General features: G+C 44.2%; 24 protein-coding genes. 12 read left to right on the top strand and 12 right to left on the bottom strand.

Annotated elements, in window-relative coordinates:
- Positions 1-8: 8 nt before the first annotated feature.
- From JUI58_RS20815 to JUI58_RS20800, 4 genes are all read right to left on the bottom strand, one after another.
- Complete coding sequence (locus tag JUI58_RS20815) at positions 9-482, bottom strand: phage tail protein (protein WP_204105736.1); 474 nt, start codon at positions 480-482, stop codon at positions 9-11.
- 131 nt (positions 483-613) lie between these two features.
- A complete protein-coding gene (locus JUI58_RS20810) occupies positions 614-2347 on the bottom strand; it encodes a phage tail sheath C-terminal domain-containing protein (RefSeq protein ID WP_204105735.1) in 1734 nt (577 codons plus the stop codon).
- Between the two features lie 299 nt (positions 2348-2646).
- Positions 2647-4461 (bottom strand): ABC transporter ATP-binding protein, encoded by a 1815-nt coding sequence (locus JUI58_RS20805; RefSeq protein ID WP_204105734.1) that lies wholly within the window; start codon positions 4459-4461, stop codon positions 2647-2649.
- Between the two features lie 167 nt (positions 4462-4628).
- The gene (locus JUI58_RS20800; protein ID WP_204105733.1) at positions 4629-5588 is read right to left on the bottom strand and encodes an Rpn family recombination-promoting nuclease/putative transposase; all 960 of its coding nucleotides are present in this window, start codon (positions 5586-5588) and stop codon (positions 4629-4631) included.
- 132 nt (positions 5589-5720) lie between these two features.
- On the opposite strand from JUI58_RS20800, the gene aroC reads away from it, so the two are divergent.
- From aroC to JUI58_RS20765, 7 genes are all read left to right on the top strand, one after another.
- Positions 5721-6815: a chorismate synthase gene (gene aroC, locus JUI58_RS20795; RefSeq protein WP_204105732.1), complete on the top strand. Its 1095-nt coding sequence runs from the start codon at positions 5721-5723 to the stop codon at positions 6813-6815.
- A 7-nt stretch (positions 6816-6822) separates the two neighbouring features.
- Positions 6823-7707 (top strand): MBL fold metallo-hydrolase, encoded by an 885-nt coding sequence (locus tag JUI58_RS20790; RefSeq protein ID WP_204105731.1) that lies wholly within the window; start codon positions 6823-6825, stop codon positions 7705-7707.
- A gap of 4 nt (positions 7708-7711) precedes the next feature.
- A complete protein-coding gene (locus tag JUI58_RS20785) occupies positions 7712-7855 on the top strand; it encodes a hypothetical protein (protein ID WP_204105730.1) in 144 nt (47 codons plus the stop codon).
- A gap of 60 nt (positions 7856-7915) precedes the next feature.
- The gene (locus JUI58_RS20780; RefSeq protein ID WP_204105729.1) at positions 7916-9289 is read left to right on the top strand and encodes an MFS transporter; all 1374 of its coding nucleotides are present in this window, start codon (positions 7916-7918) and stop codon (positions 9287-9289) included.
- Between the two features lie 139 nt (positions 9290-9428).
- On the top strand, positions 9429-9743 hold the full coding sequence (locus JUI58_RS20775; RefSeq protein WP_204105728.1) for a hypothetical protein: 315 nt from the start codon (positions 9429-9431) through the stop codon (positions 9741-9743).
- 16 nt (positions 9744-9759) lie between these two features.
- Entirely contained in the window at positions 9760-10212 is a 453-nt protein-coding gene (locus tag JUI58_RS20770) for a nucleic acid-binding protein (RefSeq protein WP_204105727.1), read from the top strand.
- Between the two features lie 12 nt (positions 10213-10224).
- Entirely contained in the window at positions 10225-11679 is a 1455-nt protein-coding gene (locus JUI58_RS20765) for an ATP-dependent DNA helicase RecQ (RefSeq protein ID WP_204105726.1), read from the top strand.
- Between the two features lie 56 nt (positions 11680-11735).
- Here JUI58_RS20765 and JUI58_RS20760 read toward each other — a convergent pair whose 3' ends face one another.
- From JUI58_RS20760 to JUI58_RS20740, 5 genes are all read right to left on the bottom strand, one after another.
- Positions 11736-11885: a hypothetical protein gene (locus tag JUI58_RS20760; protein WP_204105759.1), complete on the bottom strand. Its 150-nt coding sequence runs from the start codon at positions 11883-11885 to the stop codon at positions 11736-11738.
- A 21-nt stretch (positions 11886-11906) separates the two neighbouring features.
- A complete protein-coding gene (gene petN, locus JUI58_RS20755; protein WP_204105725.1) occupies positions 11907-11996 on the bottom strand; it encodes a cytochrome b6-f complex subunit PetN in 90 nt (29 codons plus the stop codon).
- A gap of 89 nt (positions 11997-12085) precedes the next feature.
- Positions 12086-13357, bottom strand: coding sequence for an ATP-binding cassette domain-containing protein (locus JUI58_RS20750; RefSeq protein ID WP_204105724.1), 1272 nt, complete (start codon positions 13355-13357; stop codon positions 12086-12088).
- Positions 13358-13514: 157 nt separating this feature from the next.
- A complete protein-coding gene (gene fmt, locus JUI58_RS20745; protein WP_204105723.1) occupies positions 13515-14510 on the bottom strand; it encodes a methionyl-tRNA formyltransferase in 996 nt (331 codons plus the stop codon).
- A gap of 145 nt (positions 14511-14655) precedes the next feature.
- Positions 14656-15528 (bottom strand): OmpA family protein, encoded by an 873-nt coding sequence (locus tag JUI58_RS20740; protein WP_204105722.1) that lies wholly within the window; start codon positions 15526-15528, stop codon positions 14656-14658.
- Between the two features lie 184 nt (positions 15529-15712).
- On the opposite strand from JUI58_RS20740, the gene JUI58_RS20735 reads away from it, so the two are divergent.
- Together JUI58_RS20735 and accC are read left to right on the top strand one after the other, a co-directional pair.
- Entirely contained in the window at positions 15713-15997 is a 285-nt protein-coding gene (locus tag JUI58_RS20735) for a hypothetical protein (RefSeq protein WP_204105721.1), read from the top strand.
- 41 nt (positions 15998-16038) lie between these two features.
- Entirely contained in the window at positions 16039-17391 is a 1353-nt protein-coding gene (gene accC, locus JUI58_RS20730) for an acetyl-CoA carboxylase biotin carboxylase subunit (RefSeq protein WP_204105720.1), read from the top strand.
- A 139-nt stretch (positions 17392-17530) separates the two neighbouring features.
- Here accC and JUI58_RS20725 read toward each other — a convergent pair whose 3' ends face one another.
- Genes JUI58_RS20725 through JUI58_RS20715 form a run of 3 tightly spaced genes read right to left on the bottom strand, consistent with a single transcriptional unit; the run spans position 17531 to position 18372 of the window.
- Entirely contained in the window at positions 17531-17878 is a 348-nt protein-coding gene (locus JUI58_RS20725; RefSeq protein WP_204105719.1) for a type II toxin-antitoxin system PemK/MazF family toxin, read from the bottom strand.
- Positions 17875-18165 carry a hypothetical protein gene (locus JUI58_RS20720; protein WP_204105718.1) on the bottom strand — a complete coding sequence of 97 codons (291 nt, stop codon included), beginning with the start codon at positions 18163-18165 and terminating at the stop codon, positions 17875-17877. Before JUI58_RS20720 ends, JUI58_RS20725 begins: the two co-directional genes overlap by 4 nt.
- A gap of 33 nt (positions 18166-18198) precedes the next feature.
- Positions 18199-18372, bottom strand: a complete 174-nt coding sequence (locus JUI58_RS20715) for a hypothetical protein (RefSeq protein WP_204105717.1) — start codon at positions 18370-18372, stop codon at positions 18199-18201.
- A 119-nt stretch (positions 18373-18491) separates the two neighbouring features.
- Here JUI58_RS20715 and JUI58_RS20710 point away from each other — a divergent pair, with 119 nt between their 5' ends.
- From JUI58_RS20710 to JUI58_RS20700, 3 genes are all read left to right on the top strand, one after another.
- On the top strand, positions 18492-19112 hold the full coding sequence (locus tag JUI58_RS20710; RefSeq protein ID WP_204105716.1) for a COP23 domain-containing protein: 621 nt from the start codon (positions 18492-18494) through the stop codon (positions 19110-19112).
- A 118-nt stretch (positions 19113-19230) separates the two neighbouring features.
- Positions 19231-20289 carry a serine protease gene (locus JUI58_RS20705; RefSeq protein WP_204105715.1) on the top strand — a complete coding sequence of 353 codons (1059 nt, stop codon included), beginning with the start codon at positions 19231-19233 and terminating at the stop codon, positions 20287-20289.
- Positions 20290-20341: 52 nt separating this feature from the next.
- On the top strand, positions 20342-21547 hold the full coding sequence (locus tag JUI58_RS20700) for a serine protease (protein WP_204105714.1): 1206 nt from the start codon (positions 20342-20344) through the stop codon (positions 21545-21547).
- The last annotated feature ends 20 nt before the right edge of the window (positions 21548-21567 follow it).

The raw sequence follows: 21567 nt of genomic DNA, 5'->3' as shown, positions 1-21567 counted from the left end.
AATAGCGTTTAAGTTGTTCTTTTGACATCTTCACAAACGAGTTCAAAAGTTTCTTTTGCTAAGTCGCTGCCATCAGCAGAAAGGTCGGATAAGCTATAACTTTTCGGCCAAGCATTAGTAATCGTCCATTCTAGAACAACTTCATCGCTGGCATTGAAAGCGGTTAAAGTACCACCTTGGCGGCCTTTCAGTCCAACGCCATCACCTCCTTCACTTTTGGGAACTATAGATTTAAACCAGTTGTACCAGTCCATATCACCTTCAACCAAGTAGACTTCGATGGAGAAATCAGGGTTATCAGCAAATCCCGTAGAGGTACTTTGCCACAGGGTTTTTCCGTCTTTACCAGAGGCGATCGGTTTTTCGTGGCCTGCAGTTTTGCCCTCAAAGGACATTTCGCCAACACTGGCGACCATTTTTTCACTTAAGTTGTCAAAAGCGACATAGAATCGACTGGTGGGAATTGGAACTACTTCTGTCATTTCTGATGCTTCCTAGTCTTTTAATGAGTAATAAGTAATGGGCAAAGAGTGCGAAAAGAGAAAGGAGAGAAACTTATTATTAATCATCCTTCCTCTTTCCCACTATCAACTATCAACTATCAACTATCAACCTAGCCTCCAGGTGCCCACTGACTGATGCGGAAGATGACAAATTCAGCCGGACGGACGGGACATACACCCACTTCAACGTAAAGACGACCCATCATCATAGTTTCATTGGTGTTGAGTTCGCCATCACACTTAACATAGAAGGATTCTCCAGGGGAACCGCCTTGTAGGGCTCCCGCACGCCATAATCCTTCCAGGAAGTTATTAACCGTGCGTGTAACTCGCGCCCAAAGATCGCGATCGTTGGGTTCAAAGACGACCCACTGGGTACCGATTTCGATGGACTTCTCAATGTAGCTCATCAAGCGACGAACAGAGATATAACGCCATTGAATATCGGTGGGATCGACTAAGGTACGCGCACCCCAAATCAAATAACCACGATTGTAACTGGCGAAGTTACGGATGCAGTTAATCCCTTTGGGGTTGAGCAGTTCTTGCTCGCGCATATTGGTTTCGTAAGCCAAGCCTAAAACGCCTCTAGGGGTTTCATTTGCAGGGGCTTTGAAGATACCTCGGCTTTGGTCGGTGCGACACCAAACCCCCATCATGTGACCGCAGGGAGGGACGAAAATGGGGCGGCCTGCGTTGGCAGGGTTGGCGACTTTAATCCAAGGATAGTACAGTGCGCCAAACATAGAGCGGCGGTTGAAAGCTGTCAGCCAAGCGTCAATATCTTGGGGCTTCTGGTTTTCGGGGGGAACGGGATCGCTGCTTTTTCCTGGTTTAACTGGTGGTGGATCAAGGACGGCCATGCGATAGGGAGGTCCTGGGAAGGAGTTCTCGCACATACTGACCATCATTTCCATAACCCCGTGTACTTGGTCGAGGTCAAGAATTCCGGTTTGATAAAGGAGCATCAGGTCGGGGAAGGCAACCATCGCGACTTCATCGACTTCAAATAAGCCTTGCATCCCTTTGCGCTCGTTGCGACTGCCGGCAATATCGCGTGCGGCGTTGTCAACGGGAGAGATGTAAGGTGGAGGGGCGATTTCGTAGACACCATTACCGGGTCGTCGCGAGAGGGCTTGTCCGCTTACGGAGATATCGGCAAAGGTCAAATATTCTGATTCTGCTACGGCTGTAACGGCGTAATCGGCTACGGCTGTTTCGACTTCGGGGTTCATGGACAGGTTATCGTATTCCTCGAGAACCTCTTCGCCGAGAACAACTTTCAGATTAAAGTATTGTCCGTCATCAATGGCAGGCTCGGAGTCGTCTTCCGGTGCTTTGGGGGTACTTTCGGAAATAACTACGAGGATTCGTCCCGAATCACCTGGAGGAAGTGCGGGTGCATCATCACCTTCGGAAGGTTTAATGTTCGCACTCAAAGAAGGTTTGCCCCCTGCGGTGAGCAGTTTTGTCGCGACTTCCTCTGCTGGTGGGGGTTCGGAGCCAGGAAGTTTGGTGCCGATGCTAGTGACCCAACAGCGTCCGCCACCGTTAACAAACCAGCCTTGAACGGCAAAGGGGAGGTAAGGATAATAAGTTTGTTCGCTGCCGTCTTCGGCGACTTTTTTATATTCGGTAAATCCATCGGAGTTGGGTTTGCCGAAATATTCAAGATACTGTTCAAAGTTGGTAATCATGATGGGTTTGAACAGTTCGGCATCACCGCGCACGTCTTCGGTGAAGCCGATAAACCCGGCAATACTTAAGCTAATGCCCTCAATTGGGCGACTCCCTCGGTCTACTTCTTCGACGTAGACACCTGGAGCAAAATAATCTAAGGCCATAAGCGGCTGTCCTCCATTAGGATGTTTGAATTCTGAGTTAGATAATATAAGGTCTAGACCGTCTGCGCTCTAGCTTATCCTGGGACGGGCTTCGAGGTTATTAGACTTAAGTCTAAATTCAGTTTGGGGAACAGGGATAGAGCGCGATCGCATTTCTTAATCTACTGTCTGGGCGGGACTAGCCCACAATCTAAGGGAACAAAAGTTACATTTCTTCACTGTATAAAATTGGAACCCGAAAAATATCGAGCAAGTGCGAAAACCGATACGGACTTCGATCGCATTCGCGGCGAATTCCGTTAAACTAATTCCCCTGTTTCTTGCAATGCGTGAAGTCGCCGATAAATTCCTTTTTGATGTAACAATTCTGCATGACTTCCTACCTCTACAATTTTACCAGAATCGAGAACGACAATTTTATCTGCTTCTCTTACTGTACTCAATCGGTGAGCAATAATAATTGTGGTACGGGTGCCAAAAATCGATCGCATTGCTAATTGAATCAAGCGCTCTGACTCATAATCTAAGCTCGAAGTCGCTTCGTCAAAGATTAGCACATCTGGGTTCATAATTAACGCCCGTGCAATGCCAATTCGCTGCCTTTGTCCTCCCGACAAACGCACCCCGCGCTCCCCTACAATTGTATAATAACCATTGGCAAGGTCCCCCAGAAAATCATCGACGCGGGCAATTTTACACGCTTCCTCCACTTGAGAGAAAGAAGCAAGAGGATTGCCATAAACCAAATTATCCAAGAGGGTGCCGTTGAAAATATCGACCTCCTGATGCACGATCGCCAACCGCTTGCGATAGCGAGTAATATCCAAACTGCGAATATCGTCTCCATCCATGAGAATTGAGCCGCGATCGGGTTCAAAATAGCGAAAAAGTAGTTTCACCAAGGTCGATTTTCCTGACCCCGATCGCCCCACTAAGGCCACAGTTTGATAGGGTTCGACCAATAAACTAATATCCTGCAAAATTGGGCGATCGCGATCGTAACCAAAAGTTAACCCAGAAAGTTCAATTTTCCCTGTAAAATGATAAGAATTCTCCGCCGCAACTTCTGGTAATAAATTCGCGGCATCGCTTCCTTCCGGCTCTTGTAAAAACTCGTGAAAGCGAATCATCGAAGCATAACGACGGGAAAACATTTCGGCTAAATCGCTCAAGGGATCGAGTTCTGAATAAGCCATACTTGCCACGGTTAAACAAGTTATAAAATAGCCTAAAGAAATGCGTCCTTGTAGGGTTTCCCAAAGGGTAAAACTGAGAATCAAAAACTCGCAAGTGCGAATAAATATTTGCTGTTGGCTATATAGATAAGTATACCCTTTATGAATGCGATCGAGAATAAATCTAAGTTCGCGATCGAATCGCCTTTTTTGTCGATAAAACTCTCGGGATTCATTAGCAAACGCCTTCACCGTTTTAATATTGGTAATGATTTCCGAGGTACGACTGTCGGTATTTTCCATATATCGATCCAAAATTGCCTCTTTGCGAACCAACTTTCGCAATTTCCGCAAAGAAAAAGCAAGAATGAAGATAAAGGAGAAGAGAAAGGCGATCGCAATCCGGCGCTCAATAACTAAAATTACCCCAAAAATCCCCAAAATTCGTATCAATCTGGGAATTAATTGTCCGGCAATTTCCGGGTAGGTCCAGAGATGATTAGATATTCCTCGGGCTACCTTTCCAGCAACGCGACCGGGGTTATTTTCATCATAAAATCCTAACGGTAGGGTGAGAATTTTTTTTACTGTCTGATGGGAAGAATCTCGACGCACCTTCAATGCGATCGCCCAGTGATACCAAATCGCTGCCCACGCTTGGATTGGCGCTCTTACTACCATTACGATAAACATTAGTCCCAATAACGTCCCCAATGCTAAAAATTGACCTTCGGGTAGATTCGTTATTTTGGCAGTATTTGTTACAAGGAAGCTGGCGGTATTATCCAGGGGATGACCAGATAAAACATTCAAAATTTGTCCGATCGCATAAGGCACTGCTAAATCGACAATCTGAAAAAAACTCGATGCTGCAATACTGAAAATCGCGATCGTTCGGTACTCTCGGTAATGATTCAATAAATCTCGAAAAGATGCCACTGTCTTTAAAGTTGGTCGCGATTTCTGGATGATATTTTTGTAGTATTACACATAATACTACAAAATATAATACAGCACTCTTTTTTTTTGTGGCAGTCTTGCAAGCGCCAAAATTACGAGGATTAGGTTTTTAGGGCGTTGGCGCATCTTAGGAAAGCGATCGCGGTTTAATTCTCCATTCCCTGGAGAATCTTTTGGAAGGCATCAAGAGAGGGAATCGCGATCGCTTGTCGGAGTAAATTCGCGAGGATGGCATCATCTTGAATGCCATTGACGGTTTCAATCAGGACTTCGGGGACTATTTCAAAGCGCACTTGCAGCACGGCAATGATATCTTCTTGGCGACCTTGTTGCAGTCCTTGTTGCAGTCCTTTCTCAATGCCCAAACGCTCTACACTGGTAATGTACGGCATTTTGTTTTCCTCCTCATAATGATAGATTTCGCGGGTAAAATTTTCTTCTAGGGAACGAGGCAGAGTCATCATCCAGTCAATCAATCGGAATAGTTCTAGGATATCTCGTCTTTGATAACCCCGTCGATAAAGACTTTTGGCAATGGTGAGTTTCTCTTGATAGCGACTATCTGGGTTTTGGCGGGTTTTCTGGGTTTCTCGATGTGCCGCAACGATGACCGCAAAGGGATTATTGCTTTCGGCTAAAGTTTGGGCAGTGTAGTCGAGGAGTTTCACTGTGGGAAACTTTAAGAGAACTGCGCCTCCTAAAATCTTATAGCCGTATTTTCTGGGTCGCCAAGATTTTGTCTCGTCAGCTAAGACCGCTAAACTGAGGACTTTCTGACGATAGCGATCGTAGATGCGGCAATTATAAACATACATCCGTTCGGCAAATTCGGCTTCGGGTTGGCTTTGGACTTCAATGTGAATCAAAATCCAAGTTTCTTGCCCGTTTTTGAGCCAAACTTTAACCAATTTATCAGTGGTTTTGCGCCCAGTTTCTCCTTCTCTGACAATTTTCTGGAACTCTTTATCCAAGAACTCATAACCCCGAGTCCAATCAATGGCATCATGGACGCGAGGAAAGAAAAAAGCGAGAAAAGGTTGGAAATAGAAGGAAATGGCTTCTTTCCAAGGAGAGTCGTATTCGGCGCGGGTTTCGTTGTTGGTCATAGAACAATCGCATCAATTCTTCCCAACTTTAGACCTAAATTGAATATTTTATTATTTTAGTGTGGCCTACAATTTTTAACCTGCTGAAGTTAAAATAGCAAAGCATTTAACGCCAACGCGCACGAGTTGAATATGGGCAGCACCTTCGGACATTTATTTCGCATTACCACCTTTGGAGAATCCCACGGAGGGGGTGTTGGCGTGGTTATTGATGGCTGTCCACCTCAACTGGAAATTACCCCCGCAGAAATCCAATTTGAACTCGATCGCCGCCGTCCAGGACAGAGTAAAATCACAACACCCCGTAAAGAAGCCGATCGCTGCGAAATTCTCTCTGGAGTCTTTAACGGCAAAACATTAGGAACCCCCATCGCCATCCTCGTGCGGAACAAAGACCCCCGCCCCCAAGACTATCAAGAGATGGAACAAAAATACCGTCCCTCCCACGCCGATGCCACCTACGACGCAAAATATGGCATCCGTAACTGGCAGGGAGGAGGGCGATCCTCCGCTAGAGAAACCATTGGACGAGTCGCGGCCGGGGCGATCGCCAAAAAAATCCTTCGACAGGTGGCAGGAGTGGAAATTGTCGGTTATGTTAAACGAATTAAAGACCTAGAGGCGATCGTCAATGCCGATACCGTCACCCTCGAACAAGTGGAAAGTAATATTGTGCGCTGTCCTAACTCCGAATGCGCCGAACAAATGATAGAACTGATCGATCGCGTCAGACGCGAGAAAAATTCTTTGGGGGGTGTCGTCGAATGTGTCGCCAGAAATGTCCCGAAAGGACTCGGCGAGCCTGTATTTGATAAATTAGAAGCAGATTTAGCCAAAGCAATTATGTCCCTTCCTGCCAGTAAAGGCTTTGAAATTGGCTCCGGTTTTGCCGGCACCCTGCTGACAGGGAAAGAACATAACGACGAATTTTATACTGATGAAAGCGGCGAAATTCGTACCGCTACCAACCGTTCTGGTGGCGTACAAGGCGGCATCAGCAACGGCGAAAATATTATTTTGCGTGCAGCCTTTAAGCCAACTGCTACCATAGGCCAAGAGCAAAAAACGGTGACTCGCAGTGGCGAAGCAACCGTTTTAGCCGCCAAGGGGCGACATGACCCTTGCGTTTTGCCGAGAGCCGTGCCTATGGTAGAAGCAATGGTTGCCTTAGTTTTATGCGATCACCTGCTGCGCGATCGGGGTCAATGTACTGTGTTAACGCCTTAAGTGTCCCATGCAAACCATCTCTTCTTCTGAATTTCTAATCCGATTTTGGGGAGTCCGAGGCAGTGTTCCCTCTCCCGGTCCTCAAACTATCCGCTATGGCGGTAATACCTCTTGCGTTGAAATGGAAGTAGGAGGGAAAAGACTTATTTTTGATGGTGGAACGGGACTGCGAGGTTTGGGGAAATACTTGCTCAAATACTCTCCCGTAGAAGCCTTTGTCTTTTTTACCCACTATCATTGGGATCATATCCAAGGGGTGCCTTTCTTTTTCCCCGCCTTTAACGAAGAAGATTGTTTTCACATTCACGGACAGGTTCCCCCGGAAGGGGAGGAAATGAAGATGGAGACGCATTTTCACCATCGCGTTCTTCATGTTGACTCTCCTGTTCCCGTGTCCGATATTAAGGCAAAATTAAAATTTCACGATATTGTCTGCGGCGAAGTCTTTCACTTAGATGATATTGAAATTGAAACCACCCCCCTCAATCATCCTAATGGTGCAATGGGATATCGCATCAGTTGGGGCGGTTATACGGCGGTTTATTGTACCGATACGGAACATTTCCCCGATCGCCTTGACGAAAATGTTTTACATCTGGCCAGAGATGCGGATATTTTGATTTATGATGCCATGTACACTGATGAGGAATATCACAATCCTAAATCTCCGAAGGTAGGTTGGGGACATTCTACTTGGCAAGAAGGAGCAAAAGTTTGTGATGCAGCCGGAGTTAAACGCTTTGTTGTTTTCCATCACGAACCCAATCATAGCGACGATCAACTCGATAAAATCGGTGAAGAGGTGGAAGTTCTCAGACCAGGCAGTATTTTGGCAAAGGAAGGACTAGAGGTAATTATTAGTAGGGGTTTGGTCTCCAAACCCCCAGTGTAGGGGTTTGGTCTCCAAACCCCCTTTCTCCAAACCCCTCCAAACCCCCTTTCTCCAAACCCCTCCAAACCCCCAATATAGGAAAAATATCAAAAATGCGATCGCCGTGAAGAGAATGCTTTTCTGCGGCGATCGCACCACAATTATTTGATAATACAACCCCTCATCTATCCGAAGGATGATCAGAGGGCGCGTTCACTTAAATTGCAAGATGCAACAAACGACACCCCCAAAGTCAACTCCCTCAGATCTGAATTTCTGGCAAATTTGGAATATCACATTCGGTTTTTTCGGCACCCAATTCGGTTGGGCGTTACAAATGGGCAATACCAGCGCCATTTACGAATATTTGGGGGCAAACCCCGAACAAATCCCCCTTCTTTGGCTGGCGGGTCCCATTACTGGATTAATCATTCAACCTCTCATCGGCTATTGGAGCGATCGCGGTACTCCTTTGGGTCGCCGCAAGCCCTTTTTTCTCGCGGGAGCAATTCTCAGTTCCTTTGCTCTCATTATGATGCCCAATTCCGGAAATTTGTGGATGGCGGCGGGAATGCTATGGATTCTCGATACATCTTTTAATAGCACGGTTGAACCTTTGCGAGCTTTTACAGGCGATCGCATCTCTGGGGAACAGCGCACCCTCGGATTTACCATGCAGGCCTTTTTTATTGGCTTGGGGGCGGTGTTGGGGTCATTATGTCCCTGGATTTTCAGCCATCTGGGATTTATCAACGATGTTGGCACAAAAACAGCCATTCCCCTCAGCGTCAAGCTCTCGTTTTATTTTGGGGCGTTGGTTTATTTAAGTTGTGTATTGTGGACGGCATTAAGTACGGGAAAATCGCCTTTGGACTATAATCCCCCCTCAGAGGAAGAACAAGAACCCGCCGGAGCAGGGGATTTTTTCCGCAATATTTGGCAAATGCCAAAAACCATGCGCCAATTAGCCGTGGTGCAGTTTTTCACTTGGGTGGGGATGTTTTGCGTCTTTTTATATTTACCCCCCGCGATCGCCCGACAAGTTTTCGGCGCAACGGATCAAACTTCTCCACTCTATACCCAAGGGATTGAATGGGCGGGAATTTTTATCGCCGTTTACAATGGGGTTTGTTTTATTGTTTCTTTATTTCTGGCGCGTTTTGCTAAATTAACCAGTCGTAAATTCGTTCACGGTTTTTGTTTATTATGTGGCGGAATTGGTTTAATTTCTCTATTTTGGATTCGCGATCGCTATTTCATTTTCTTCTCTGCAATGGCCTTGGGAATGGCTTGGGCGAGCATTCTTTCCATGCCTTATTCTATCCTTGCTGATGCCCTACCAGAGGAAAAAATGGGGAGTTATATTGGCATCTTTAATATTTTCACTGTCGTACCGCAAATTTGCGTTGCTTTGGGGTTGGGTTGGGTGATGTCTGCTTTCTTAGATTCGAGTCATTTACTGGCGGTGGTTTTGGGGGGTTTCTTTTTAATTATTGCGGCTTTATTCGTGCCGAGGGTGACAGATGTTGTGGAAGATAGCTCTATCTCCTCTTCCGAATTAAGAGAGGAAGAAATAAGGCAATTGGCTGGCGATCGCGGTTAATGCAGTGCTTCTTTCTTTGGCGAAGTCAGTAACAAATACAAACAACGAAAGATCCTTGGGAATCCATTACGGTGCATCTATCTAGTTTTTTCTGTTAAAGTGAAGAATCAGATCGTTTTGATGCGTTAAGGAGTTGGATATGACAAATGAAACCAATGAAAATAATGTTGTTATCGAGGATATGATTGTGGCGATCGCGCAAATTCCTCAAGAACATTGGGGGAATTTACTGCAAATAATTAAATTGTTTCAGGATAGCGTAAATCCAAAGCCAGAAAAGGCGATCGATCCCCTAGAAGCGAGTCTGAATATGTCCAAAGAGGAACGTCATCGGAAAAATCAAGCAACACTTGCACTATTGCGACACTGGGAGGAACATGGAGACGAACAAGAACACACGGAAACATGGGAATATCTCCAGAAAGCACTAGAAGAAAACCCTGTTTCCATTTAATTTTATCTTGTTCGATATGAGTAGAGCCATTCTTTTAGATACTGGACCTCTGGGAATGATTGTTAATCCTAAAGCATCTTCTGCGATTGTTAGAGCTTGCAAACTCTGGTTTAATTCTCTGTTAGCACAAGATGAAAAGGTGATACTTCCAGAAATCTCTGATTATGAAGTTAGGCGCGAATTAATTCGCGCCAATAAAGTCGCCAGTTTGAGACGATTAGATACTTTTAAGAGAGCTTTGGAATATCATCCTCTGACTACAGAAATAATGCTAAAAGCAGCAGAACTTTGGGCAGATGTACGACGTAGAGGAAGACCCACCGCAGACCCGCAAGCGCTTGATGGTGATGTTATTTTAGCGGCTCAGGCTATGATGGTTAAGGAGATGGGATACGATGCGATCGTGGCAACTACAAATGTGAAACATTTATCTTTGTTTGTCGATGCTCGTGATTGGCAAGAAATTTAATCGGAGTGCAAAATGGATTGGCAAACTGTTCGAGGAACTTTTCAGAAGATTTGGGGTTATGACGATTTTAGACCCCCTCAAGGAGAAATCGTTCGCTGTTTGCTGTCGGGACAAGATGCGCTAATTGTATTACCAACGGGGGGAGGAAAGTCGATTTGCTTTCAACTTCCGGCTTTGTTACAAACGGGATTAACTTTGGTGGTTTCCCCTTTGGTTGCATTGATGGAAAATCAAGTACAGGAGTTGCGCGATCGCAATCTTCCGGCTGCTTCTCTCCACAGTCAAATCCCTGCTTCCCAACGCAAACAAATATTTAAAAAACTGGAACGACAAACCCTACGTTTGCTTTATCTTTCTCCAGAAACTTTATTAAGTTCTCCGGTTTGGCAATGTTTAATTCAACCGGATTTAAAGATTAATGGTTTAATTCTTGATGAGGCTCACTGCTTGGTACAATGGGGAGAGGTATTTCGTCCGGCTTATCGGCGTTTGGGGGCAGTTCGTCTGGCTTTACTTCAGTCTAAACCTTCTGGGTCGAAAATGGCGATCGCCGCTTTTACGGCTACAGCAGATCCTCATGCAAGAGAAACAATTACTCGCTGTTTGCAATTAAAACAGCCTCAACCTTTTCTCCTCAGTCCCTATCGCAAAAATCTTAAGTTAACCGTGCAAATTGTTTGGACTCCGCGAGGGCGCAAACAAAAGATGTTAAAGTTTATTGAAAGCAAGAGAAAACAAGCAGGATTGGTTTATGTGCGATCGCGCTCTGAAGGGGAAGAGTTGGCGCAATGGTTTGCCAGTTTAAAATACAATGTTGAGGCATATCATGCGGGGTTAAGTGCGGAACAGAGACGAGAAATTGAGGATAATTGGTTACGAGGAAAGACGCAATTTGTTGTCTGTACCAGTGCTTTTGGGATGGGGATTAATAAGCCGAATGTGCGTTGGGTGGTACACTTTCAAGCACCACAATTAATATCGGAATATATCCAAGAAGTTGGACGAGGAGGGCGAGATGGAAAGATAGCTGAGGCGTTAACTTTAATGAGCGAACCGACGGGGTTATTAAATCCAGAAGATAAACAGCGTAACACATTTTTTGCCCAAAAGCAAGAAAAACAGTACAGAAAAGCACAAAAACTCGCTCAAAGTCTTCCCGATCGCGGACAAATCGAAGCAATAAGCAAACAATTTCCTGGGGGTGCGATCGCCTTATCTCTACTCCATAGCGCAGAACAATTAGAATGGCAAGACCCTTTTAATTATCGTCTTGTAGGGAAGTTAAATGCAACGTCTCTACAACGATCTTTGCAGCATTTAAGTGCAAAACAAACACAAATTCTCAAACAAATGCAGCAATATTTAATAACTCGCGGCTGTCGCTGGCAATTTTTATTAAACGCTTTTGGTTTTGCAGAAGAGGCGATCGCCTTTCGCTGCGGTCATTGTGATAATTGTCAAAAGTGATAAACAAATAATTCCCCCTTAAACAAGGGGGAGTTAGAGAGGAGTGAAAATCACAATCAATTTATTCTTTTATCATCCGATGCACGACGGCGATCGCGCCACTCTAATACAGATAAATACAGAATTCCGATACTGATAACCCCAAGAAGTAAAACGGCAACCAGAAACAGAATACTGAGCAAAGGCATACGGGTTGAGATTTCCATGCTTTTGAGACTCCTAAATCTTTAAAATCCGTTACGACCCCAAATTACCATCGCGATCGACCAAGTAAAGAGTGCCAGCAAACCAACCCAACCTAATGTCAAAATATCCATAACGCTTGAATCCTAACCCGTTTTGTTAAAGAACAACATCAACCATAATAGCAGAGGGGGAATTTTTTCGGGAGTGGGGAGTGGGTAATTCACTGGCGAATGTTGTTCTCTGTTTCGGGATCGAACAAGTGAATTTTGTCGGTTAGACATGATAAATATAGTGAGTCTTGGAGGCTCACTTTTTCTTCGGGGGAGATACGGACTTGCATTTGAGATTTGGAGTTGCTGGCAAGATGTACTGCTAAATAAGTATCATTTCCTAATGCTTCGACGAGATCGACGCAGACTAATAAATGATAGTTAGTAGCAGAACTTAATTCTAGGTGTTCTGGACGAACTCCTAACCATAACGATCGCCCTTGATAAGGTACAAGATAATCTTCCCATTCTGTTCCCAAGGTTAAGGAAAAGCCATCACCACTTAAACTAAGAGAAGAATCGACTTTAACGGTTAAAAAATTCATGGGAGGGGAACCAATAAACTGTGCGACAAAACGATTAGCAGGATTATTGTACAGTTCGAGGGGTTTGGCAATTTGTTGGAGTTCCCCTTTATTCATCACTGCAATGCGATCGCCCATCGTCATCGCTTCGGTTTGGTCGTGGGTGACGTAAATGGTGGTAATGTCTAATTCTCGCTGTAATTGGACGATTTGACTGCGAGTTTCTGCCCGTAGTTTAGCATCTAAATTGGAGAGGGGTTCATCCATTAAAAATACTTGGGGATTGCGAGAAATCGCCCTTCCTAAAGCAACGCGCTGTTTTTGTCCCCCGGAAAGTTGTCTCGGTAAACGATTTAATAACTCCTCAATTTGCAATAATTCCGCGACTCCTTGTACTCTTTGCAAGATGGCCTTTTCTCGTTGGGAACGATAGCGCCATACTGAGGGTAGCGATCGCGTTATCCCACCCCAAAAGTTTTCTCCCCATTGTCCCAAGCGATCGGGTAATGTTTTCCCTTTCTCTTCTTTACCCATGCGACGCAGGCCAAAGGCGATATTATCGTAAACCGATAGATGGGGATAAAGGGCATAACTTTGAAACACCATCGCAATATCGCGCTGTTTGGGGGGCAAATTATTGACGAGGCGATCGCCTACATAAATATTACCGGCTGTGAGTTCTTCCAATCCGGCGATCGTTCGCAATAAGGTACTTTTACCGCATCCCGATGGTCCCACCAAGACCATAAATTCTCCATCTTCTATGGTTAAATCAATTTCTTGCAGCACATTAACACTGCGATCGCCTGTTTGTTCTTTTGCGACTGAATTAGGCGATCGCGAGGTATTATCGAGGCGATGCTGATGCAAGGAACTGGCAAAACTTTTATAAATCTTTTCTAAAACAACTCGCGCCATGTTAATGATTAGAGATCGACGATCGACGATTCAGTTATAGGACTTCCGCAGCTAGGGAGCGAGACGCTCCCACTCCCGTATTCTATTGTTATGGTAGTGCGGGCATCTTGCTCGCTAGTGGGTAAATGCGTAAATCCTAAGTTATTAATTTGAGTAACTAATTTACCCTTTCTCCAATGGTTAAGCGAGTACCATTGACAAAATCCCAACCCGACTGAGGACGTTTGCCCGATAATTGTACTTCTTGCAGGAGCAATAATCCTGCACCTGTTTGCACGATCGCGCCTAATTTTTTGACAAAACCGACTATTTCCCCTGGTTGTCCTGTCATCGAGGATAAATTGGCGATAGATTGTAATCTTTGTTGAATCTCTGGGGGTAATTGCGATCGCCATTCTTCTCCTACGGGAATTGTGGCCAGAATTTTCAAGGGTTTTTCGCGAAATTGGGCGACGCAATAGGGATAAAATGCCCGAATCTGATTGTGCAACGCGATCGCGGGACGATTCCAATCCAAAATGTAATCGGATTTTTGAATTAAAGGGGCATAAGTTGCCAAATTATTATCTTGGGGAATGGGTTGAATTTCTCCAGTTTTGAGCTTAAATAGAGTTTCAACCAATAAATCGGCACAATTTTCCGAGAGAGTAATTGCCAGTTGTAGGGCATTATCGAGAAGGGCGATCGCCACAGAAGATTGTAATAACATCGCCCCCGTATCCATGCCAATATCCATCAGCATAGTGGTCATTCCTGTTTTAGTTTCCCCATTATACAAGCACCATTGTAGAGGAGCCGCCCCTCGATATTGCGGTAAAAGGGAACCGTGACCATTAATACAACCCAAACGCGGCAGATCGAGGATTTCTTGGGAAAGAATTTGACCATAAGCAACGACAACAAACGCATCTGCACCCGCTTCTCGCAAGAGATTAAGGGTTTTCTTGGCCTTCTTAAGGTTTTTAGGTTGCCAAACCGGAATTTGCTCTTCTAGGGCGACTTTTTTAATCGCAGAAGGCAGCAATTTTTTGCCCCTTCCTCGGGGGCGATCGGGCTGCGTCACCACTCCTAAAACCTCAATCTCCGGCTCTTGTAACAACAGTTGTAAACTGGGAACAGCAAATTGTGGTGTACCAAAAAAAACAATTTTCATGGGCGCATCTCAGTTTTGTAAAAACAGCGAGCAAGATGCTCGCACTACCTCAATCATCAGGTATTGTAGTGATTGGCAGAGTGGGCAAGGTATATGAAGAGAACTTGAAAAATATCGAGAATTACCCCTGCCCACCCTACTGAAACTAATCTACAGCAATTTCAATGCGGCGATTGCGCTGGCGGTTGTTGTCAGTATTATTCGCCACAAGGGGGCGAGATTGACCGTAACCAATAGACACCCAACGATAATTTCCCCGTAGAGAACTGGCGAGATATTGCTCCACTATACGGGCAAGTTGAAAAGATAATTCTCGACTTTCAGAAGGAGAATTACTCGGATCTGTATGTGCTGCAATGCGAATTGTTGCCCCTTTATGCTTGGCCAAATCCGTGACGATCGCATCTAAAAGTACGCTGCCATCGGGGGATAACTCGCTATTATTAGCAAAAAGTAAATCGCTGGGCAATGTCACTTTCAGTTTATCTCCAGGTAGCGACGCTTTGCTAGAAGAAATCGCGTTAGAAGTTGCCGATGTAGCAGAAGGAATAGGAGGGAGTGACTGCACTTTCTCTTGGAGTGCCTGTAAGCGGTCATTTAACGGGTCTTCAGAGACTACAGGTAATTCTAGCTGTTGTTCCAATTGTGTTGTAGTCGTCTGTAGGGTTTGCCATTGTTTTTCTAAATTGGCAATTTCCGCTTGCAGTTGTTCCCTCTGTTGCAGTGCTTGGGTTGCCGTATCGGGAGGAGATTCTGGGGCGATCGCTTCTCTTGTTGCTTCCTTCTGACTTCCCCAAGGCAGTTTTTCCCAGACCCAAACCAAAGGCGGTTTTTGTCCTGTTGCTTGAGGATTGTTAATCGCGACAACAATGCCCAAAATTCCAGCAACACTGCTACCAAAAATTAAGAGAAAGAGACTCCCGACACATCCCCCCAACCCCGATCGCGGTTTAGATGAGGGAGGATCGGGAGGATCGGCGATCGGTTTTTCGAGGAAATCTTCTGAAGGCGATTGCATTAGGTTCCACTTTATTTGATTAGGACTGACGCAATGAGGAAGCGTGACGCTCTTATTCTATCATCATCGTAGTGGGGGAATCTTGCTCGTTATACGTCCGAGAGAGAGCTAATGCGTAAGTCTTAGAGAGAAAAATCGTTCCCCTGATAAGCTAGAGAGACAACAAATTGCGATCGCCGAAGTTATGGAAGCCTTCGATCCCATCTCCCCTCAATGGACGCAAAGTGCCACCCACGCTTTGCAATTTTTCTGTCCTCATTGTGGTGCGTCCTCTCACCAGGCAAACCGCGTTTGGATCAATCGCCGCGCCCCGGTAATTAGTGAAAATTATCAGCGCAAATGGCAAGAATTCTACCAATGCGAGTGCGATCGGGTCTGGTGGGCCTGGAGTAGCGATCGCCCTCCGACGGAATTATCCAAGCGTCACCAAGATAGCCCAGATAATCCCGAATCCGAACCCGAACTATAAATTACGACCCATTTACCCATTACCGATATTTATTACCCATAATGCAGTTTTCAAAGATACTGATTGCCAATCGAGGGGAAATTGCCTTGCGAATCCTCCGCAGTTGTAAAGAATTAGGGATTGCTACCGTTGCCGTTCATTCAACCATCGATCGCAATGCGCTTCACGTCCAATTGGCGGATGAAAGCGTTTGTATTGGTCTTCCTCCCAGTAATAAAAGTTATCTTAATATTCCTAATATTATTTCCGCCGCATTGACTCGCAATGCCACAGCAATTCATCCTGGTTATGGTTTCTTGGCGGAAAATGCCAGGTTTGCGGAAATCTGTGCGGATCACAAAATTGTTTTTATCGGACCGACTCCCGCAGCAATGATGGCCATGGGGGACAAATCCACAGCCAAGAAAACCATGAAAGCGGCAAAAGTCCCCACCTTACCGGGGAGTGAGGGTTTATTGTCCAACGAACAAGAAGCCCTCACTTTGGCGAATAAAATTGGTTATCCCGTCATTCTCAAAGCTACGGCGGGGGGAGGGGGACGAGGGATGCGCTTGGTACGGGATGAAAAAGACCTAGTGCGCCTCTTCCAAGCCGCCCAGGGGGAAGCAGAGGCAGCATTTGGCAATGGGGGGATTTACTTGGAGAAGTTTCTCGATTGTCCTCGTCACATCGAAATTCAAATTCTGGCGGATTCTCATGGTAATGTTGTTCACTTAGGAGAGCGAGACTGTTCGATTCAGCGCCGCCACCAAAAACTCTTGGAAGAGGCTCCAAGTCCCGCACTTACGCCCAAGTTACGCAAAAAGATGGGAGATGCGGCGGTTAATGCGGCAAAATCGATCGATTATGTTGGTGCGGGGACGGTAGAATTTTTGATGGATCGAGGGGGAAATTTCTATTTTATGGAGATGAATACCCGCATCCAAGTAGAACATCCGGTTACAGAAATGATTACGGGATTAGATTTAATTACGGAACAGATTCGCATTGCTCAAGGGGAGAAATTGCAGGTTAAACAAGACGATATTGAACTCAGGGGACACGCGATCGAATGTCGTATTAATGCGGAAGATCCCAAGCATAATTTTCGCCCTCATCCAGGACGAATTAGCGCGTATTTACCCCCTGGTGGTCCCGGTGTCCGGATTGATTCTCATGTTTATACAGATTATGAAATCCCCCCTTATTATGATTCTTTAATCGGCAAGTTAATTGTTTGGGGACCGAATCGAGATATGGCAATTCGTCGCATGAAACGCGCTTTACAGGAATGTGCAATTACGGGAATTCCGACAACGATTGATTTTCATGCCAAAATATTAAATTCTCCTGCTTTTTTAGCGGGGGAAGTGTACACGAATTTCATTGAGAAACATATAGATTTGAGTAATTAGTGATGGAGATTGGCGATCGCCTTAGATAGGAACAGTAATTTGCGATCGCTATCAAATATACAAGGAGTCAGAGAAAGAGTTAACACCCTAAATGCGATCGCAGTATATTTTACTAAAATACAGTTAAACTAGCAAAGAGTTACAACCCTAAACAATAGCGAACAGTCTCCTCAACTACCAACATTTTCTCATGGGATAAGCGACCTGCTGGCTGTTCGGGAAAGCGATCGCGATCGAGGGAACGAATCTGAAAACAGAGAAAAACTGTTTCTAAAGGTAATCCGCTTTCTTCTGAGGAAATTCTGACATTGGTGGGAAAATCACGGTTAATATTCGCAGCTTTTGTCCCGACAACACAAGTTACTACTAGAGGTAATCTATTGATATCATCGACAGAAAGAATTAAAACAGGTCTTGTTCCGGCCTGTTCTTTTCCTTGTATGGGGTTTAAGTTGACAAAATAAATTTCTCCTCTTTGAATAGTCATATATCTGTTAGTCCGTCCATCTCAGCAATTGCAAATTCGCACCCGATCTCCTTGATTTCTTTTTGGATTTGTGGATCGCTGGCCATCTCTTCGAGTTGTTTGCCTAGAGAACTTAAAGCTGTTTTAAATAATATTTCCTCAGCTTCAGGAACTGGGAGGGTTGTTGTCTCTCGTGTTGCAGATTTCAAAATAATGATTTCGACTTCACCGGGAGTTAAATTAATAGGTTCGGAAATAATTAAATGACCAGACTCATCAATTTTTCCTTTGAGTTTTAAGGCTTGCATAGATTGTTTTTGAGTAAACTATAGATAGACAAATTATACCGCGATCGCATTCAAAAAGGGCAGGCATGATTGTTGCTCGATCGCGATCGCCTCATCTTTTATGATTCCTGAACTATAGTGATGCGATCGCAAGTTCGCGATCGCCCTTACATAAACAAGATAATTATGAATTTGAATGTTAGGATCATTTGAGATCGATTTTCCCAACAATTTTTTGCTCTTTTTCCGTAAAAAAAGATCTTGTAAAAGAGAAAAAATTTATTGCATATCTATAAAATGTGTATTATGATGGCAACGTAGTGAATCAAATTTGTGATTACCTTCTTATGAAACTCAAAACTGTCGCGCATCTTCTCACAGCAGGAGTGATGACTCTAGGAGCAGTGAGTATTGCTCAAGCTCCCAGCCACGCTGCTGACGTGAACTTCCAGTGCAAAGTTAATGTGAATACAGGATTACCGACAACTTACGCCGTTTTCCCCGACAATTCACACAAACCCGTTGTTCGTTGGTACTCCGATTACTTTAGCGGTTCAGGCTATACTCCCATGAGGCGCTGTCAAGAAGTATCAGCAAGATTTCAGAACTTTTACAATAGCGGTCGATTAGACTACATCACAACAGGTTATATTAACGGTCAAGCGGTGGTTTGTGTTGCCAGCGCTCATGGTCGTCCCTGTGCTGGAGATACGGTATTATTTACCCTCAAACCTGGCTCTAATGCGACAAGTACAATTCAACGTCTCTTTAATATCTCTACGGGAGCAAGTGATGTTCTCTATGAAAGTGAAGACGATCTCGGTCCTTATATCGACTTTAACCAATTTCTGAGTTCTGTCCAACCTGAAGCAGTCAACTCAGCGAGTGACTCACCATCTTCCTCACCAACTTCTAACACAACAGAACAACCCGCAAATCAATCCGGAGGTTCTGGGGGTTGGCGATAGTTAAATGTGTTTGGTGCATGATATCCTCGAGTTTCTTTCCTTAAAAGAAACTCGAGTCTCCCTGTTTTTTCCTTATTGTCCTTTTAGCTTCAATTGAATTTCACATAATGTGTAAACTATGTATAAACTTTTGCCAACAATAGGTTATTGCAGTGGGCTATTGTTATTGGGTTTGCAAGTTAGTAATTTCAATCAACCCGCTTATTCTCTTCCAGAAACGTACTTAGAGCCTGATTTTTCTCCAGAACGAGAATTTCAGCGACCCACTTTTAATCCATCTGGAATCAAACGAGAATCGTCTTCTCTTCAACTAGGAGGGTCAGAATTTTTCAACCCTCCTAACTCTGGTGAAAATGAATCTTTTGCAGTTCCTCAGTATTCCGTTTCCCCTGCTAACGTTTTTAGTCCTACAGAAAACCAAACAGAAAACCGTATTGTAGAAGCAAAGATTCAATCAATTGCTCGAGATATTACGGTTAAGGTTTTAGCAGGAAGAGTATGGGGTTCGGGAGTTCTCATTAAGAAACAAGGGAATCTCTATACTGTTATTACAAACGATCATGTTCTAGAAGCTGGAAATCGTCAAAATTACCAAATCCAAACCTCTGATGGTCAAATACATTTTGCTACGGTGGGGAATATCCCTGGTAGCAATGGAGACGATTTAGGTGAATTACAATTCCAAAGTTCCCGCAATTATCAGATTGCATTAACACGAAATACAACCAATCTAAATATTGGAGAATCTGTTTTTGCATCAGGATTTCCCCTAGAGACTAATTCACCAAACTCTCAAGACTTTACCATTACCACAGGACACATTACTCTATTAATGGATCGAGCTTTGTTAGGTGGCTATCAACTGGGTTATACCAATAATGTTTATCAGGGAATGAGTGGTGGTCCACTTCTGGATAGTCAAGGTCAACTAATTGGTATTAATGGTCGCAGCAAATATCCGCTTTGGGGAAATCCCTACGTTTTTAAAGATGGTTCTTTTCCAACTGGAGTCACGCGATCGCAGTTAAGAAGTTCGAGTTGGGCGATTCCTATTCAAACCGTAATGCGTTTAACAGGAATCACAACAAATCCAGCACCAACCGAGTTCAATATTCCTAGATTGAGCTTACCCTCTCAGCCATCTTTATTTGAGCCACATCAAACGCGATCGTGGTAGTAAAATTTGTTTGAGAATTTGTTCTATTTCTCCTGTAATTCTAGATCGGAATATGTTGTTTACTAAGCCTATTGCATTACAAGTTTTTGCTGGAATTTGTCTTGGATTTTTACCCGTTTTACCCGTCCAAGCTAACGTTTCTTTAGAGGAAATCAATTCTATTGCCAAGCAGACAACGGTATTAATTGCCCCTAGTTTAACTCAGGAGTTACTCGACGATCTCGAAGAAAATCGCAATAATCCCAATCGTCCAGATGATAGCCTAAAAAATCGTCGAGGAGTTTGGAATCCGGGATCGGGAGTTCTCATTGCAAAAAACGGCAATACTTACTATGTTTTGACGGTCACTCATAACTTTAAACAACGAGATTTGGAAGCGAATATTGCTTATGGGATTCGTACTAGCGATCGCAAGATTCATCTCGTTCAACAAATTAACGATCGTCGAAACTGTCCCTTAAACAAATCTCCTTCAACTCAGCAAACAATCATGCGATTTGGCTGTTACTCAAGTAAACTCGCAAGTCAAAATAATAATCCGATTGATGGCATAGATTTGGCAATTGTGAGCTTTGAAAGCACAAATGATTATCCCATTGCAACAATGGGAAATACTGAAGAAATTGAAGTTGGAGAAACAGTTTATGTATCGGGTTGGCCAGATCCAGAAAAAGAGAAAGACCCAATTTCGCAATTATGTTGGACTCGTGCGGAAAGAAGGGTGCGTCGTTTAGCATGGGCTTCTCTTGCCTCTAAAATCAATCCTCAAATTAGTCAAAATGGCTATAGCATTTTTTATTTAGACCAAACTCGTCCCGGAATGAGTGGTGGTCCTGTCTTCGATCAAAATGGTCGCGTAATTGGGGTTCACGGACGAGGTTCAGGACAAAAATCTAATCGCGATTGTTCGACTGTTGCCCCAACAAATTCCCATCTTTCTAACCTTTCTGCAACTGACAGTCCTGATATGTTACATCAAAATTATAGTAGCGCTCAAAGTTTTAGCTTTTTTCAGAGTTTAGCCGATCGCATAGGAATGAATATTCCCTTTAATCGACAAAGTTTGAGTTTAGAAATGATTCAATCTGCTTTAACACCAATTCCCAAAGAAAAGTTTACTTCCCAAGGAATATATGATGATGAAAATGATGCGATCGATAATATTTATGACTCCTTCACCGATCTCGAAACTCGGCTTCGAGATCGTCCGACATCGGGATGTCAATGGTTATTACTCGGTCAATATTATTGCGATTAAAAAGAGCAATAATTGATATT

Origin of the sequence: Spirulina sp. CCY15215, from assembly GCF_016888125.1 — a bacterium.
Taxonomy (GTDB): Bacteria; Cyanobacteriota; Cyanobacteriia; order Cyanobacteriales; family Spirulinaceae; genus CCY15215.
The sequence above is the reverse complement of the archived record's forward strand: the minus strand, read 5'-3'. Positions and strand labels throughout refer to the sequence as shown.